The organism is Pseudomonas sp. NPDC089428 (assembly GCF_044749325.1).
Classification (GTDB): domain Bacteria; phylum Pseudomonadota; class Gammaproteobacteria; order Pseudomonadales; family Pseudomonadaceae; genus Aquipseudomonas.
In genome coordinates this window covers 39,695-55,996 of sequence record NZ_JBIVHT010000013.1, presented here as the reverse complement: position 1 = coordinate 55,996, position 16,302 = coordinate 39,695, and the positions used below count along the sequence as shown (strand labels likewise).

Below are 16,302 nucleotides of genomic sequence, written 5' to 3'. Positions count from 1 at the left end.
ACCATGCGCATCGCTATCATCGGCAGCGGCATCGCCGGCCTCACCTGTGCCCACCTGCTGTCACGTCGGCACGCAATCACCCTGTTCGAAGCGGCGGACCGGGTCGGTGGGCACACCCATACCGTCGATGTGCACTGGCGTGGCCAGCACTACGCGGTGGACACCGGCTTCATCGTCTTCAACGACTGGACCTATCCGCACTTCATTCGCTTGCTGGAGCACCTCGGTGTCGCCTCGCGGATGACCGAGATGAGTTTTTCGGTGCATGATCCGCGTACCGGCTTCGAGTACAACGGGCACGACCTGAACAGCCTGTTTGCCCAGCGCCGCAACCTGCTGTCGCCAGGCTTCTGGGGCATGCTGCGCGATGTGCTGCGCTTCAACCGCCAGGCGCTGGCCGACCTGGACCAGCAACGTATCGATGGCGCGACCACGCTGGGCAATTACTTGCGCGACAACCGTTACGGTCAACGCTTCATCGACCATTACATCGTGCCGATGGGCTCGGCCATCTGGTCCATGTCACGGGCCGATATGCTGCATTTTCCGCTGCAGTTCTTCGTGCGTTTCTGTCGCAACCACGGGCTGCTGTCGGTCAACCAGCGCCCGCAATGGCGGGTGATCGAGGGTGGTTCACGCAGCTATCTGGCACCCCTGTGCCGGCCCTTTGCCGAGCACATCCGGTTGAACTGCCCGGTGCAACGGGTAAGCCGCGACGATGAAGGCGTGACCGTGGCCTGGCCAGGCGCCAGCGAGCGCTTCGACAAGGTGGTATTCGCCTGCCACAGCGACCAGGCCTTGGCGCTGCTGAGCAACCCCAGTAAGCAAGAGCAGGCAATCCTCGGCGCCATCCGCTACGCCAGCAACGACGTGGTGCTGCACACCGATACCCGCCTGCTACCCCGCCGACGCCGGGCCTGGGCCAGCTGGAACTACCGCCTGGATAGCAGCCAACAGGCCCCCGCAGCGCTCACCTACGACATGAACATCCTGCAGGGCATCGAGGCGCCGGTCACCTTCTGTGTCAGCCTCAACCAGACCGTGCTGGTGGACCCGGCGCAAATCATTGCCCGCTTCGAGTACGCGCATCCCCAGTACAGCCTTGCCGCCGTAGCCGCCCAGGCCCGCCAGGGCGAGCTGCAGGGCCCGCTGCACAGCTACTACTGTGGCGCCTACTGGGCCAATGGTTTTCACGAAGACGGTGTGCTCAGTGCGCTGAACGTCGCCAGGCACTTTGGAGAACAGCTGTGAACAGTAGCCTGTGCCACGGCTGGCTCAACCACCGGCGCCTGACGCCTGGGCAGCACGCGTTCCGCTACCGCATCGGCATGTTCTACCTGGACCTTGACGAGCTGCCGCAGCTACTGAGCCTCTCCCGCTGGCTCGGTCGCTCGCGCCTGGCACCGCTGTGCTGGCGCGAAACCGACTACCTGCCCGTGTTGACTGGCCAGGGCATACCCCTGGTCGAGGCCGCGCGCCTGCTGGTTGGCCAGGCCACCGGGCAGGTACCCGAAGGCGCCGTGTACCTGCTGACGCAACCACGCTGCTGGGGTCTGTCGTTCAACCCGGTGAGCATCTATTTCTGCCACGACCGCCACGGGCAGGTCGCGGCCGTGTTGCTGGAGGTACGCAACACCCCGTGGCGCGAGCGCTTTCACTACGTGCTGCCAGCGCATGGCGAGCTGGCCCAGCCCTTTGCCGTGGCCAAGGCCTTCCACGTCTCGCCGTTCCTGCCCATGGACATGGACTACCGGCTGCGCTTCGCCGTCGATGCGCAGCGCGTGCGCGTGCACATGGAAAACTGGCGCGCCGGGCAGCAGGTGTTCACGGCGGACCTCGCCTTGCATCGCCAGCCGCTCGACCGCGCCAACCTGCAACGTCACATCCTCGCTTTTCCCTGGATGAGCCTGCGCACCGTGACCGGCATCTACTGGCAAGCCCTGCGCCTGCTGCTCAAACGCACCCCCGTACACGATCACATCGCCAGCCAGCACGACCTGGCGCTTGGCCAAACCCTCCGCGAGGAACCCGACCATGTCCGAACCGACCTTGAGCGTTAGCAAATCGGCCAGCATCGCTCCGCTGCTCGGCAGCCTGGCCCGGCGTGCGGTGCTGGCGCAGCTGCGCCAGCTGAGCCATGGCCACCTGCGCCTGATCAGTCGGGACCAGCAATGGACATTCGGCGATATTGCCAGCCCGCTCTACGCGGAGGTGGAGATCGTTGACGAGGCAGCCTGGGGCCTGGTGGCCGGCAATGGTTCGATCGGCGCTGGCGAAGGCTACATCCACGGTTACTGGCGCAGCCCGGACCTGGCTGCGGTGACGCGGCTGTTCGTCGCCAATCTCGAGGTGCTGGACGCCCTGGAGGGCGGCCTTGCTCGCCTGGCGCAGCCGGCCCTGCGCCTGCTGCATCGCCTCAACCGCAACAGCCGGCGCGGCGCGCGGCGCAACATCCTGGCCCATTACGACCTGGGCAATGCCCTGTTCGAACGGCTGCTCGATCCGACCATGATGTATTCCGCGGCGCGCTTCGACAGCGCCGAGCAAAGCCTGGAACAGGCCCAGGTGAACAAGCTCCGGCAGATCTGCCAGAAGCTCGAACTCAAACCCGGCGAACACCTGCTGGAAATCGGCAGCGGCTGGGGCAGCCTGGCCATCCACGCGGCCGTGCATCATGGTTGCCGGGTTACCACCACCACGCTCTCTGCCGCGCAGCACGCGCACACCGTGCAGCGGGTCAAGGCGCTGGGCCTGGAGCGGCAAGTCAGCGTGCTGCACGAGGACTACCGCGACCTGCGCGGGCGCTTCGACAAGCTGGTGTCCATTGAAATGATCGAGGCCGTCGGCCACCGCTACCTGCCCACCTACTTCCGTCAGTGCGCCGCGCTGCTCAAGGACGAAGGCCTGATGCTGCTGCAGGCCATCACCATCCGCGACCAGCGCTACGCCCAGGCCCGGCGTTCGGTGGACTTCATCCAGCGCTACATCTTCCCCGGTGGCGCCCTGCCCTCGCTGAGCGTCCTGCTCGACACCGCCAGCCGCCAGACGGCGCTTAACCTGGTGCACCTTGAGGATTTCGGCCAGGACTATGCGCGCACCCTGCGCCATTGGCGCGACAACCTGCGCCATTCGCGCACCGAGCTGGTCAGGCTCGGTTACGACGACACCTTCCAGCGTTTGTGGGAGTTCTACCTGTGCTATTGCCAGGGCGGCTTCGAGGAGCGAACCATCGGCGTGGCCCAGATGCTCTGGGCCGGGCCCAAGGCGCGGCGGGCGCCACTCCCGGGCGCCTGAGCATGGGCCGCCGTGGCTGGCTGCTCGGCAATGCGCTGTGGCTGCAGGCCGGCTGGTGGCTTTGCGTGCTGGGGGCGCACAGGCCCTGGCTGTTGCTGATCGTAGTGGTCGGCCTGCTACTGCACCTGTGCCTGAGCCCAGGCGGCGAGCTGCGCGTGCTGCTGGGGATAGCAGCGGCTGGCTGGCTGCTGGATAGCAGCCTGGGCATGCTCGGTGTGTTCCACTTCGGGCAATGGCCGCTGCCGGCCTGGCTGGCATTGCTGTGGCTGGTGTTGGCCAGTGGCATGCGCCATAGCCTTGCAGGGTTTGCCCAGCCCGCATGGCGCGCAGTGTTGCTGGGCATGTTCGGTGGCCCGTTGGCTTACCTGGCCGGCGCCCGGTTGGCCGGTGTCGACCTGCCGATCGGGCACCTGGATACCGCGCTGATCCTGGCGCCGGTCTGGGCAATGGTGCTGCCGCTGGGGCTGCGTTTTGCAGCAAGGGTTTGAGCAAAGGCGGTGCTCGCCATGACAGTTATGGCGCCTGTGAGATCGAGCGTCGCCCGCGCGGCGCTCGATCTCACAGGCGCTGAACAACCGTCGACGAACACCTGGTGGCCGTTATGCGTTCCTAACCAGCACACAGGCGTGACCGATCACCTCCCCCATAAGCCGTGGCGCGAGCCGGCCCCGCGACAACAACCCGCCTTGCGTGCCCCACGCCCCAGGCCAAGGCGCGGCTCATCGATTCCCCAGGCCTGGAAGCGAACGCCTCTTCATGCAGCGCCCTGCCACAGCCTGCGTACACGCCGATGAACATCTGCGTGTTACCTGTTCGCGACAGTCGCACCTGGACATCGATGGTCGTGCCATCGTCCAAAGTTTCATCATGAGCCTGATGATGAAGTATCGGATCAGCCCAGTTCCTGAACACATCACCACGAATCCGCATGCCGCCCTCCTGCGACTTTAGTCTTGTATGTATGGCTCACCAAACCATAGCGGAGAAGGTCAATAGCGCAACGCGATAATGGCAGATTGCCAACACCGTCCGACTAGCGGCCCGCCTAGTCGGCCAGCGGATACAGGCTTTGCAACAATCGGTCCTGCTCAGATTGTGGTCCCAGGTAGCGCGTGAACAGCTCCTGGCCGCGCAGCCCGGCAAGCGCCTGGCTCAAGGCGCTGTCCACCAGCAGCCGAAAATCCTCATCGCCACGGGCCATCGCCAGCGCGACGCGGTTCATCACGAACAAATGCTCCGGTACCCACAACTGCGCGCGCTCGGCCTGCCCAGCCTGGTAGGCCAGCAAGACCATCCGCTCGCCCAGGAAGGCATCGACCTCACGCGCCGCCACCCGGCGCACCCCTTCCTGATAGGTGGGCACCTCTTGCAGGGTGGATTGCAAGCCAAGCTGGCGAATGCGTTGCCGGGCCCAGTCGCTGCTCACCGTGCCTTGCAGCACGGCAAAGCTGTGTTTGCTCAAGCCCGCATTGATCGTCGCACGCCAGCGCGGGGCGCTATCGCTGGCATTGCCGCTGAGTGGGCCAAGCAAGGTACTGGGCGCATCACGCCGAACCATGGCCGCCAGCCCGGAGGTGAAGATCGGGATGGAGAAGTCCAGGTTTTTTCGCCTGGCGAGGGTTTCCACCACAGGGGTGCAAAACAGATCGACCTGGCCCGAACTCAGCGTGTTCGCAACCGCCTGCTCCGCCAGCGCCCGCCAGCGCACCTGCAGCCCGGCGAAACCGGGCGTCTGGCGAAGCCGTTCGGCGACGGCCCGGCACAATTCGACCGCGTAACCTTGGGGTGCCTGTTCGCTGCCCGAAGAAAACGGTGCAAAGCCATCCATGAAGCCAAGCGTCAGCACCTGGCTAGCACGTAGCCGGCTCATGGTATCGGCTGCGGCAACCGCGCCGTAAGGTGCCGCCCAACCGAGCAGGCCGGCAAGGCACACGCTGGCCAGTCTTGCTTTGCGGCTCATGGCGTACCTCCGATCATGTCCAGCGCCTTGATGAAACGCTTGGCAATGAAGCCGAACAACAGGTACCCCAACGCCATGATCAGTGCCGCACCGAACACGGCCTCCAGGCCCGAGGCGTAAAGTGCATAGAAGCAATAGCACACGGCGACCAGCATGATTGCGCTGTTGCGGCGGAAAATGGCGATGTCCACCTGGGCCTTGTACATGATCACCAGCAAGCCAGTCAGCGAGGTGATGTAGGGAATGATGTTGGTGACCGCCGCCAGGTTGACCAGCCTGCCGAACTGGGCGCTGGCGTTGGGCGATAAGGTCGACAAGGCAATCAGGCTCTGCAGCACCGCGCAGGTCAGCATCCCGGCCAGGGGAACACCCCGGGCCGTGGTGCGGGTGAACAGCTTCGGGAAAAGCCCCTGCCCGGCCGTTACCTTGGCGGTTTCTGCCAGGGTGAACTGCCAGCCCAGCAGCGAGCCGACGCAGGCGATCACCGCCAGGCCCATGATCACGTTGCCAACGGTGTCATCGAACATCCGCGCGTACGCCAGGGCAAACGGTGCGCTGGCGTTGGCCAGGTCGGCGTTGGGCACGATGCCCTGTATGACACTGGTCGACAGGATGTACACCACTGCCGCGCCCAGCGTGCCGAACAGGCAGGCCAGCGGCACATTGCGCTTGGGGTCCTCCACCGCGTCGGAGTTCTGCGCGGCCGACTCCATGCCCAGGAACGCCCACAGTGTCAGCGGAATACTGTTGGTGATCGCCTGGCCGACAGGTACCTGCCCCGGGTTCCAGGCCTGCTGGAACGTAGCAGTACTGAACCAGAACCAGCCGATCAGGCTCAGGCCTGCCACCGGGACGATGACACCCCAGACACTGATCGCCCCCAGGCGCCCGGTGATGTCGGCGCCCCCCAGGTTCGCCAGGGTCGTGAACCAGATCAGCGTCACCGCCCCGACCAACAGCGGCACCGCACCGCTGCCGAGCCAGGGAATGAAGGGCGTGAGGTAACCGACGGCGGAAATGCCTATGGCAACATTGCCGATCATCAGCGAAAGAAAATACAGGTAGGAACAGAGGAAAAAGGCGGATTTGCCATGGGCCTCTTCACTGTAGGCCGACATGCCACCTGAGCGCGTGCAGTAGATGCCGCACTGGGCGAAGCAATAGGCGATGGCCATCGACCCCACCGCCGTGATCACCCATGACAACAACGAGACGGCGCCGATCTGCGCCATGCTTGCCGGCAGCATGATGATGCCGGAGCCCATCATGTTCACCGTGACCAATGTCGTGAGCCCGACCAGGCCCATTTTCTTTGCAGGATCGCGCACGATGATGACCTCCGCGCAACTAGTCGATGGCAATAGGGGCGATTGCACTACAAGAGCGTCGGCCAGCCAGGTGCAGCGCACCCACAACGCGGCCAGTACCGCTAGATTCTGCTACATGATGATGGCTGGTGATTTGCCGTGCAGCCAGGTACGAGGGTGAACAAAACCGTCGTTTGCTTCTTTCCAGGAGTGCCCCATGCGAGCCATGAAACAGTTGCGGCATGACTTCATCCGTGAGTTCTGGCGCGGCCTGCGCGTCGTCTGGCCAATCGTGTCGGTACTGCTGGCCGTCATGGCCTTGCTTGGGCTGGTGGTCGGCGAGCTGGAAGGCTGGCCCTTGGGCGATGGCCTGTACTTTTCCTTCGTGACAGGCCTGACCATCGGCTACGGAGACCTGGTGCCCAAGCTTGGCCTGGCGCGCTGCCTGGCCATGCTGATCGGCCTGGCCGGCATCGTCATGACCGGATTGATCGTTGCAGTCGGCGTGCATGCGTTGCGCAAGTCCCTTGAAGATCAGGGTGTCCACTGACCAGTAGCCGGCTCCACCCGCCCTGCATGGCAACGGCAAGCAGATCGGCTACAACAGTACATGGCACTCGGGCGGCCTGACAGGAAGCGAGCGAATGGCGGCGAAACACAGACTTTACGAGGTCAGGCTGAGTCCATTGCTGATCCCAATGCTACTGTTCGCTCAGGCAGCAATCGCCGAGGATCTGGAACCCAGGGCCTACGCCAACACGCCGGTCGGCATCAACTTCCTGTTGCTGGGCTACAGCGAACTGCGTGGCAACGTGACCGCCAACCCCTCAGTCCCGCTGGAGGACGCCAGGCTCGACATCGAAACGGTGGTGTTTGCCTATGCCAGGTCATTGGAGGTCTGGGGCCGTTCGGCCAAGTTCGATGTCGTCGTACCCGAGGCAAGGTTGACGGGCTCTGCCTTGTTCGCCGGTGAGCCGCGGGAGCGCAATGTGACCGGCCTGATCGACCCGAGATTGCGCTTTTCGGTCAACTGGTATGGCGCCCCGGCAGTGTCCCTGGCGCAGTTTCCCAGCTACCAGCAGGACGTGATCATCGGCTCCAGCCTGGCGATCACCGCGCCGCTTGGCCAATACGACTCCAGCCGGCTGGTCAACCTCGGCAACAATCGCTGGTCGTTCAAGCCCGAAATCGGCATCTCCAAGCGCATCGGCGCGGTGACCCTGGAATTGTCAGGCGCGGGCACCTTCTTCACCGACAATGACCAGTACCTTGGCAACCGCAGGTTTTCCCAACGGCCGATCTACCAGACCCAGGTGCACCTTATCTATGCCTTTCAAAACGGTATCTGGGCCTCGCTTGACGGTACCTACTTCGCGGGTGGCAACACCTCGGTCGACGGTGTTGGCAACCACGACTTCCAGGAAAACTCCCGCTATGGCTGCACCCTCACCCTTCCGGTCAACCGCAACAACTCGGTGAAGCTGTTTGCCAGCAATGGCGCGCACACCCGCACCGGCAGCGAGTTCGATGTGGCGGGAGTGGTCTGGCAGTATCGCTACGGCGGCGGGCTGTGAAGGCCTGCGGCATTTGACAGCCCCCTCCCGGCCAACTACTCAATAGGTTTGTGAAATCGCAAGGTGAGGAACATGAACATGGAACGTACCCTGGCTTCCCTGCTGATCGCGAGCGGCCTGCTGGCAACCGGGCCGTCCCTTGCCGGCGGAAAAGACCTGGCGCCAGGGCCGACTGTCAACGATGGTCCGTTGCTTTGGCACAATGAAAGCCTGACTTACCTCTGGGGCAAGAACTACAAGGTCGACCCGCCCATCCAGCAGACCTTCACCTTCGAGAGTGCGAGCAACTGGACGTGGGGCGACATCTGGTTCTTCGTCGACCAGATCAACTACAACGGCAAGGAAAGCGCCAATAATGGCAACAGCAGCTATTACGGCGAATTCAGCCCGCGCCTGTCGCTGGGCAAGCTCAGCGGCGCCGACCTGTCATTCGGCCCGATCAAGGATGTGCTGATCGCCAGTACCTACGAGTTCGGCGAGGGTGATGTCGAGGCTTACCTGCTCGGCCCAGCCGTCGATCTGGCCATACCTGGTTTCGACTACTTCCAGCTGAACGTCTACTACCGCAAGCCCGACGGCAACCGCGTACCCTCCGGCGCGTGGCAGGTGACGCCGGCCTGGGCCATCACCTTTCCAGCAGGCAACTCGGACATCCTGTTTGACGGCTTCATGGATTGGGTGGTCAACAACAAGGATGCCAGCGCCAGCCACCGCAACCAGTCGGACTATCACGCCAACCTGCACTTCAACCCGCAGCTCAAGTACGACCTCGGCAAGGCCATGGGCTACGAGGCCAAGCACCTATATGTGGGTCTGGAGTATGACTACTGGTCGGACAAGTACGGCATCAGGGACTCGAAAGGCTTCACCACCGATCAGAACACCGCGAGTGCCTTGGTCAAGTATCACTTCTGAGCTCACTGGCAACGGTGGGGCGGAATCCGCCGGTCGCAGAGTGACCGCTATCGACCCATTGCAGCCGCTCACGAATGGGAACGATCGCCCGGCATCGGATGATTGTTTGACACGGCCTACGTTCACCCGCTGCACCTTTGGAGTGCTAGCTCACACTCAAACGCTTTCCACCTGTGCCTTGTGGAAAAGCGAAAACAGTTCTTGCGGCGATTTTATATTCAGCTTCGCGTAGACATGCCGGCGGTGGACCTTGACGGTCTCTGCCGAGATACTCAGCTTGCCGGCCACTTCCTTGTTCGAGCAGCCGCTGAGGATCAGGCGGATCACATCCAGCTCCCTGGCGGTCAAAGGCGTACCAAGGCGCACCATCGCCTCTTCAAGGTTGGATTGCCAGCGCGGCGCCTGGCGAGGTGCGCTTTCAGGCATCGCTGCCTCGAAAAACATACGCTGGCGCATCAGGCCCACTACCCACGGGCGAATCATCTCCAACAGCGAAACCTGCTCGGGCGTGAACAGGTGCCGGCTTCCCAGTGACAGGCACAGGCTGCGCACTTCATCCAATCGCACGTTGTAGTGCAACTCATCCTGCTTCACATAATGGTTGAAGTAACGCTCGTGGTACTCGGTGTCCTTGAAGCGCTCCGGCGCCACGTCCGCCAGGCGGAACAGCCCGGTTGCCGGTTGTTCGCGGTTGGCGATGTAGAAAGGGTCGAGTAGATACATCCCCTTGATGTAGTCGTGGAACAGCGGGTCGGGGCCTTCCCCTTCATACGGGCTTTCAGCGAATGCAAACGGGCAACCGTCGCTGAACAGCAGCACCGCCCAGTTATCAATCGGCACATATTCGCTTATCAAACGGCTTAGGGTTCGCCAGAAATCCGCCTTGTCCAGGTGTTCGATCACGTGGCCGGCAGCGCGATGCCAGGCCATGTCCTGGAGCGTTGGTGTCATGTATCTACCCCCTGGGGTTAACCACTCGACGTGATAGGAAACGGGCTGAAAAAACGCATAATTGCATCGACCTTTTGCAAAAGTCACTTATTTCCTGACCGGGACTTAGCCCGATACCAAGGTCCGAATATGAAGCTCGAACTTGTACAGCTGGCGGGGCGCGATGGCGACACCGCCTACAATCTGCGACGTACGCTGGACGCCATCATCCATTGCGCTCCAGGTGTCGATATCATTGTTTTTCCCGAAGCGCAGATCACCGGTTTCCTGAACCACCAGAACATTGCCGAACAGGCCTTGGCCCTGGACAGCCCCATTATCCTGGCCGTCCAGCAGGCCGCTCGTGAGCGCCAGGTGGCGGTGGTAGTGGGGCTGATCGAGAACGACGGTGGGCATTATTACAACACGACGTTGTTCATCACCCCTGAAGGGGTTCAGCTCAGTTATCGCAAGACCCACCTCTGGGTTTCCGAACCCGGGCTGGTGCTGCCCGGCGACCGTTATGGCACCGTGGAGTGGCGCGGCGTGCGTATCGGCCTGCTGATCTGCTACGACACCGAGTTCCCGGAAACCGCCCGGGCTGTAGCGGCACTGGGCGCCGAGTTGATCCTGGTCACCGATGGCAACATGGAACCCTATGGTCACGTGCATCGAACCTCGGTCACCGCCCGTGCGCAGGAAAACCAGGTGTTCGCCGTGGTCGTGAACCGGGTTGGGGACGGTGAGGACAATACCGTTTTCGCCGGTGGCAGTGCGGTAATCGACCCGTCCGGGCAGATGTTGTTGGAAAGTGGGCGCCAGGAGTGCCGACATGTCATCGAGTTGGACATGACCCAACTGGCCGATGCTCGTGCGCTCTACCACTACCAGGCGGACCAGCGCTTCCAGTTGCCCGGTGAACGCATCGAACACGCCGATGGCCGCCGTGAACTGCTGATTCCCTGAGCAAGGCTTCACGTGCCCACGACCACCGGGCTCGCGCCAACGATAACAATAATCCAGCGACAGTCTGCGGACTGCACGGTCGCAAGCCGGCACTCCGCCAGGAGTCTTCCATGACGCTTCACCGTTTACTGAAGTTCGGCCTCATCGCGCTGCTCGGTACCAGCTTGAACCCCGCATACGCGGAGCCTGCCCGTGTGCACCTGTATAACTGGTCGGACTTCCTGGCACCGGAAACACCCAAGGAGTTCGAAGCAGATACGGGTATCTCGCTGATCTGGGACGCCTTCGACAATGCCGAAGTGATGCAAAGCAAGCTGATGACCGGGCGCACCGGTTATGACGTGGTGATGGTACCCGACGACCTGTTGCCCAGTTTGGCCAAGGCCGGAGTGATACAGGAGCTGGATCGTGAACGGCTGAACAACTGGTCTCACCTAGCCCCGGAAATCCTGGAAAAGCAGCAAGGCAACGACCCGGAAAACCGCTATGCCGTACCGTACATGTGGGGCACTACTGGGATCGGCTATGACCAAGCCAAGGTCGAGCAACTGCTGGGCAAGAACGCGCCGGTGAATTCCTGGGACCTGATATTCAAAGAGGAAAACATCGCGAAGCTCAGTAAATGCGGCGTCGCGATGCTGGATGCACCCGTGGAGATCGTGCCTATTGCGCTGAACTACCTGGGGCTGCCACCCAATAGCAAGAACCCCGAAGACTATCGCAAGGCTGAAGCGTTGCTGCTCAAGATCCGCCCGTATATCCGCTACTTCGATTCCTCGAAGTTCACCACCGACCTGGCCAATGGTGACATCTGTGCCGTGGTCGGCTGGGGCGGCTCGGTCTACAGCGCCAAGGTTACGGCAGACCATGCCAACAATGGCGTCAAACTGGCTTACAGCATCCCGAAAGAAGGCGCGCCGGTCTGGTTTGAAAACATGGTGTTGCTCAAGGATGCACCTCACCCGCAGCAGGGCTATGACTTCATCAACTACATGCTGCGCCCGCAAGTGATTGCCAAAAGCTCCGATTATGTCGGTTATCCCAATGGCAACAAGGACGCCACGGCCCTCATCAATCCGCAGCTGCGCGACAATCCGGCGTTTTACCCCTCGAAGGAGGTAATGGCAACGCTGTACGCGCTCGAAACGCTGCCGCTCAAACTGGAGCGTGTGCGTACCCGGATCTGGAGCAAGGTGAAGAGTGGCACTTGATTGTCGCGCCGCAGATCGTCCGCATTATAAAAATCCGCTTGACCGGAGTACGCATGACTATCTCAGCAGACTTGATCATTACCCACGCTGACATCCACACCTTGGACCCGAACCTGCCGAGGGCCCAGGCCATCGCCGTGCATTAGGGGCGCATGGTCGCTGTGGGTGCTAACGTCGACATCGAACGCATGGCGGGCATCGAGACCCGCCGAATCAACGCACAGTTCGGCTGATGGTGCCCGGCCTGCAAGACACCCACTTGCACTTTCAGCTCAGCAGCGCCGACCTCTACCACAATGCTGCGCTATACACAGCTACCACCCTGGATGAACTCGTGGGCTGTGCCCTCGACGTGATCTATCTCACTTGCTGACACGAGCTTTCCGTCAGCCTGCGCCCGACCTTCGGTCGTGGTGACACCACGGGCATTCGATGTTCAGTCCACAGCTTATGCTGGGCAAGTTGTTAATGGGTGAACGTCCGCTATGGGTCGATAGCAGACGCACACGACCGGCTGCTGCCGACCCAAAGCAGCCCTTCGTGCGGGGCAGCAATCGGCCAATAGCAGTCAGTCGACTGCTCGGATGCGGAAGATTAAGCTGGCGTTCTTTTGCGTGCATGGGCGGGCGTATGGCTGAGGTCTATCAGGGGAGTTGCTTATGTGCGAAGGTCAGATTCGAGCTGATTGGTGCACCCCAAGCAGTAAGTCATTGTCATTGCAGCCAGTGCCGAAAAGGGCACGGAGCGTTGTTCGCTTCGTACGGCAGCGTTCCTCGCAGCGCGCTTCGAGTATTAGAAGGTTCCAGCCAGATCAAAGCCTATGCCTCTTCACGGAAGGTAGTGCGTGAGTTCTGCATGGAGTGTGGTTCGACCTTGTTCTGGTCACGATCGCACGGGGAGTTTGCCGACTGGGTTTCGATAGCCTTAGGCACGCTCGACACACCCTTCATACCCCATAAACAAAAACATGTTCATGCTGACGCCGCAGCCCTTTGGTACACGCCAGTAAGCGACTGACGGCATGGGGCCGTATGCAGCCAATAGTGAACGTCTGCTTTGGGTCGATTCCGCCGGTCAAGAAGTACCCGTGCACAGGTCACATTCGATGCAAATGGCTGGTCAAGTCGGATGCAAACAGGTGGTCAAGTGGGATGTAAACGCTTGGTCAAGTCAGGTGCGATTTCTCATCAGCCGCTTCTGCATTGATGGCTTGGTAAATCGGCTTCAGCTCTCTGGCTAGTGCCCGGCGCTTGTCCCAGGCCGAGTAGTCCTGGCTGTTGCGGATCAGGTGCACGATGCACGTCTGCAACGTCGTCTCTGGAAATACTGCGCTAAGAGCTTCAGGCATGCCTTCGAGGCCGTCGGTCACGGCAATCAGCACATCCTCGACACCACGTGTCTTGAGATCGTTGAAAACCTTCATCCAGAACTTCGCACCCTCGGTGTTCTCGATCCAGATCCCAAGGATATCGCGCGTCCCGTCGGCGAGAACACCCAGCGCCAAGTAAATGGCCTTGCGTACCAGGCCTTCTTCGCGAATCTTCACCCGCAGCGCATCGAAGAAAATGACCGAGTACATCGGCTCCAATGGCCGCTGTTGCCACGCGCCAATCTCCTCCACGACCTCGTCTGCCACAGAGCTGATGAAGTCGGGTGAAACGTGGGTTCCATACTGCTCTGAAAGGAAGGCCCGGATCTCTCTGACCGTCATGTCACGGGCGTTCATGGCGATGATTTTGTCATCAAATCCGGTGTAACGGCGCTCATGCTTGGGGATCAGAATGGGCTCAAAACTGCCGTCTCGATCGCGAGGTGGTCAGCCTGGAGCTCATTGAGCCAGAAGAGCAGCAGGACATGCTGGCCAAGGCGATGCTCGCCGCGACTATCCAATAGACTCACTTAAATGACCGACCGCTCCAGAAACACACGTATCGTGCGTTTTGGGCCCGACCTAGTTCTGCCAGCACGCCGGGTAACGTTTGCATACGTCAAAGCGCTGGTCCAGATCGGCCATGCGTGCTTGATGCGCGCTGAATGCTTCTTTCTGAAGTTCCCGCTGGGTCCGGTAGTAATACTCCAGCATAGTGTTATTGGTGGTCATCGCCTTACTGCGGTCTGCGGTCTCACTGTCCGGAAGCAGTTCCTTGATCGCCGGGGTGTCGAGCAGGCCCAGTTTATTGCTGTAGTAATCCTTGTACAGCTGCAGCGAGCGCGCCTGGGTACTCGCCATGTCGTTGGCCGATTGCTCCAGATTAAGGCGGTATTCGGTCCAGTAGGCATCGGGCAGGGTGAAGCCCAGGCGCTGCTTGCGCTCCTCAATTCCCTTATCGAACAACGCTGTCTGCGCAGTGGTGTCGGCAGGAGCGTACTTCATCTTGGCTATGACGCTGGCGTCCACGATCTGACTGATCAAGGCCGTACGCTCTGCTGACTGCGGTTGTACCTGGGTGGGTTTGGGGAAAATCGGGTTGCTGCCGGAGCAAGCGGGCAGGCCTTTGTTGATTAGCACGATGGGCGAACGCACCGCCTTCCCGTCGATCTCGCGCAGCCGGTTAAGCGTGACCAGGCAATTGTTACCCACGTAGCGGAAGTTCGCTTCGTATTCGCCACCGCTCTGAGGCGTGAAGTTGAACGCGACGGTGCAGACACTGGCGGAGCCCAAGGTATTGGCACGAACAAACAACTCGCGGCCCGGTTGTAGCCGCACCTCCAGATAAGCCTTGGCGTCGTTTGGCGCGGAGACACTCATGGCTGCGCGACGCCGGGTGTTGGCGGTGAACAGGTTGTTGAGCAGCCCTGTGGTCTGTCCGCCACAATGGGCAGCGTCGAACACATCCATCGTCGAATTTTGATTGCTGCTGATGAAGCGCAGCTTTGCCGCGTCGGGCTCGGTGGCGTCTGGATAGGAACCGTTGATACTGCACCCGCTGATGGAAAGGGCGGCGATGCTGACGGCGCCAAACAGGCGCCATTGGTAGAAATCGAACATGTTGATGTATCGTCCTTGATTCACAGGAAAGCGAAAGGCCGCCATCCTAGTGAAGGCGGTAGCTGCCGTCTAGCGCGCCTATTCCAACAGCGTGTTCTTTTTTTACTGAGGTAATGGAATGCTTTGCTCGCACCACATCGTTGCAATCGGCCTGATAGGACTATTGGCCGGTTGCTCGCAAATACCCACTGAGATGGCATTGGATTCAACCACTTATAACGCGCAAAATGCCGGCCTTGTGGTCGGCGCGCTGATAGGAGGTGGCCCTTATGGCACCTACCTGGAATTCCAGGACATCAATAGTCACAAGACCTATGGCTGGGGGCCCAAGGACGATTACTCGGCGTGGTTGCCCGCCGGGGAATATGAAGTCACTCGCCTGGGGCACCGCCGCGGGGTCATGGGCCCGTATTCCAGCCCGCTGCGGTTCACCGTCAATCAAGGGAAGCTCAACTACCTTGGGGAGATGGTGTACGACTGCTCATCCGTCGCTCAGCCGGTCGCGCTCTACGGCGTGATGAACTGCGGATTTCTCGCACTGGACGAATGCACGGTCCCTCACGCCACCGTGAACGTGTGCGTCGTGGACCGGCAGGGCCAAGCGATCAAGCATTTCTTGCAGCAGCACCCGGAGCAATCCCGGTTACCCGTGCAAAACGCAGTCATGTCGCTACGCTAGCTGGCACGCCTTTGACCATGAGAGGCCTCTGGCGTGATCGCTGCCGGGCCGCCTGAATCATCACGACGTTCTCGACGCGGCGCAGGGCCTGCTAGCCTAGCACAGCAGGGCAAGCCTTGAACGCCTTCACGACCTGCTGGTGCCTCCGGACGAGAGCCTTGAACCGGCCATTGCCCTGCTCGGGTATAAGCCGGTGCTAAAGGGAAACCGATGAGTGAAAGCGCTGAAGCACACCGCGTTGGGTTACCCACCCCGTAACATTCGAGCGGCATGTCTGCTTTGGGTCGGTAGCTGCCTTTCGTGGCATACGACCCCATACGGACACAACCTGCTCTGATTTCGGCCATCCCGTCACGGAAGTACCTGTCGCCGCGCTTCTCGCCTCACCACCTCCGGCAACTGCACGATCGATTCTCCAGGCCTGAGCCATTGGACCGCCACATGCCTTTGAGCATGGGGCAACGTCGCACGCCGTAC

16 protein-coding genes and 1 pseudogene are annotated in these 16,302 nt (G+C 61.3%); 11 read left to right on the top strand and 6 right to left on the bottom strand.

What is annotated here, in order from left to right:
- The first annotated feature begins 3 nt into the window (after nt 1–3).
- The 4 genes from ACIPZ5_RS21175 to ACIPZ5_RS21160 are packed head-to-tail and all read left to right on the top strand — an operon-like array spanning nt 4 to nt 3,782.
- On the top strand, nt 4–1,251 hold the full coding sequence (locus ACIPZ5_RS21175) for an NAD(P)/FAD-dependent oxidoreductase (RefSeq protein ID WP_400810435.1): 1,248 nt from the start codon (nt 4–6) through the stop codon (nt 1,249–1,251).
- The gene (locus ACIPZ5_RS21170; RefSeq protein ID WP_400810434.1) at nt 1,248–2,060 is read left to right on the top strand and encodes a DUF1365 domain-containing protein; all 813 of its coding nucleotides are present in this window, start codon (nt 1,248–1,250) and stop codon (nt 2,058–2,060) included. The genes ACIPZ5_RS21175 and ACIPZ5_RS21170 overlap by 4 nt, the downstream gene beginning before the upstream one ends.
- Complete coding sequence (locus ACIPZ5_RS21165; protein WP_400810433.1) at nt 2,035–3,294, top strand: class I SAM-dependent methyltransferase; 1,260 nt, start codon at nt 2,035–2,037, stop codon at nt 3,292–3,294. Before ACIPZ5_RS21170 ends, ACIPZ5_RS21165 begins: the two co-directional genes overlap by 26 nt.
- Before the next feature lie 2 nt (nt 3,295–3,296).
- The gene (locus ACIPZ5_RS21160) at nt 3,297–3,782 is read left to right on the top strand and encodes a DUF2878 domain-containing protein (RefSeq protein ID WP_400810431.1); all 486 of its coding nucleotides are present in this window, start codon (nt 3,297–3,299) and stop codon (nt 3,780–3,782) included.
- A gap of 121 nt (nt 3,783–3,903) precedes the next feature.
- Here ACIPZ5_RS21160 and ACIPZ5_RS21155 read toward each other — a convergent pair whose 3' ends face one another.
- The 3 genes from ACIPZ5_RS21155 to potE form a co-directional block, all read right to left on the bottom strand.
- Nucleotides 3,904–4,224 carry a hypothetical protein gene (locus ACIPZ5_RS21155; protein WP_261943928.1) on the bottom strand — a complete coding sequence of 107 codons (321 nt, stop codon included), beginning with the start codon at nt 4,222–4,224 and terminating at the stop codon, nt 3,904–3,906.
- Nucleotides 4,225–4,339: 115 nt separating this feature from the next.
- Nucleotides 4,340–5,254 carry a transporter substrate-binding domain-containing protein gene (locus ACIPZ5_RS21150; protein ID WP_400810429.1) on the bottom strand — a complete coding sequence of 305 codons (915 nt, stop codon included), beginning with the start codon at nt 5,252–5,254 and terminating at the stop codon, nt 4,340–4,342.
- Nucleotides 5,251–6,582: a putrescine-ornithine antiporter gene (gene potE / locus ACIPZ5_RS21145; RefSeq protein WP_261943926.1), complete on the bottom strand. Its 1,332-nt coding sequence runs from the start codon at nt 6,580–6,582 to the stop codon at nt 5,251–5,253. The genes ACIPZ5_RS21150 and potE overlap by 4 nt, the downstream gene beginning before the upstream one ends.
- A gap of 196 nt (nt 6,583–6,778) precedes the next feature.
- On the opposite strand from potE, the gene ACIPZ5_RS21140 reads away from it, so the two are divergent.
- The 3 genes from ACIPZ5_RS21140 (at nt 6,779) to ACIPZ5_RS21130 (ending at nt 9,050) form a co-directional block, all read left to right on the top strand.
- The gene (locus tag ACIPZ5_RS21140; RefSeq protein ID WP_261943925.1) at nt 6,779–7,111 is read left to right on the top strand and encodes a potassium channel family protein; all 333 of its coding nucleotides are present in this window, start codon (nt 6,779–6,781) and stop codon (nt 7,109–7,111) included.
- Between the two features lie 148 nt (nt 7,112–7,259).
- Nucleotides 7,260–8,135: a transporter gene (locus ACIPZ5_RS21135; RefSeq protein ID WP_400810426.1), complete on the top strand. Its 876-nt coding sequence runs from the start codon at nt 7,260–7,262 to the stop codon at nt 8,133–8,135.
- 78 nt (nt 8,136–8,213) lie between these two features.
- The gene (locus ACIPZ5_RS21130) at nt 8,214–9,050 is read left to right on the top strand and encodes an outer membrane protein OmpK (RefSeq protein WP_400810531.1); all 837 of its coding nucleotides are present in this window, start codon (nt 8,214–8,216) and stop codon (nt 9,048–9,050) included.
- 156 nt (nt 9,051–9,206) lie between these two features.
- On the opposite strand, the gene ACIPZ5_RS21125 is transcribed toward ACIPZ5_RS21130, so the two are convergent.
- A complete protein-coding gene (locus ACIPZ5_RS21125; protein WP_400810529.1) occupies nt 9,207–10,001 on the bottom strand; it encodes a response regulator transcription factor in 795 nt (264 codons plus the stop codon).
- 129 nt (nt 10,002–10,130) lie between these two features.
- Here ACIPZ5_RS21125 and ACIPZ5_RS21120 point away from each other — a divergent pair, with 129 nt between their 5' ends.
- The 3 genes from ACIPZ5_RS21120 (at nt 10,131) to ACIPZ5_RS21110 (ending at nt 13,174) form a co-directional block, all read left to right on the top strand.
- Nucleotides 10,131–10,946: a carbon-nitrogen hydrolase family protein gene (locus ACIPZ5_RS21120; protein ID WP_261943921.1), complete on the top strand. Its 816-nt coding sequence runs from the start codon at nt 10,131–10,133 to the stop codon at nt 10,944–10,946.
- A gap of 110 nt (nt 10,947–11,056) precedes the next feature.
- The gene (locus ACIPZ5_RS21115) at nt 11,057–12,157 is read left to right on the top strand and encodes a polyamine ABC transporter substrate-binding protein (RefSeq protein WP_400810424.1); all 1,101 of its coding nucleotides are present in this window, start codon (nt 11,057–11,059) and stop codon (nt 12,155–12,157) included.
- 630 nt (nt 12,158–12,787) lie between these two features.
- Complete coding sequence (locus ACIPZ5_RS21110; RefSeq protein ID WP_261943916.1) at nt 12,788–13,174, top strand: GFA family protein; 387 nt, start codon at nt 12,788–12,790, stop codon at nt 13,172–13,174.
- Nucleotides 13,175–13,346: 172 nt separating this feature from the next.
- On the opposite strand, the pseudogene ACIPZ5_RS21105 reads toward ACIPZ5_RS21110, so the two are convergent.
- Nucleotides 13,347–13,970, bottom strand: a pseudogene (locus ACIPZ5_RS21105) (IS256 family transposase); the annotation flags it as partial.
- 138 nt (nt 13,971–14,108) lie between these two features.
- Nucleotides 14,109–15,146 carry a hypothetical protein gene (locus ACIPZ5_RS21100; protein ID WP_400810422.1) on the bottom strand — a complete coding sequence of 346 codons (1,038 nt, stop codon included), beginning with the start codon at nt 15,144–15,146 and terminating at the stop codon, nt 14,109–14,111.
- Between the two features lie 118 nt (nt 15,147–15,264).
- Between ACIPZ5_RS21100 and ACIPZ5_RS21095 the strand changes: the two genes are divergently transcribed.
- The gene (locus ACIPZ5_RS21095) at nt 15,265–15,825 is read left to right on the top strand and encodes a hypothetical protein (protein WP_400810420.1); all 561 of its coding nucleotides are present in this window, start codon (nt 15,265–15,267) and stop codon (nt 15,823–15,825) included.
- Nucleotides 15,826–16,302: the final 477 nt, after the last annotated feature.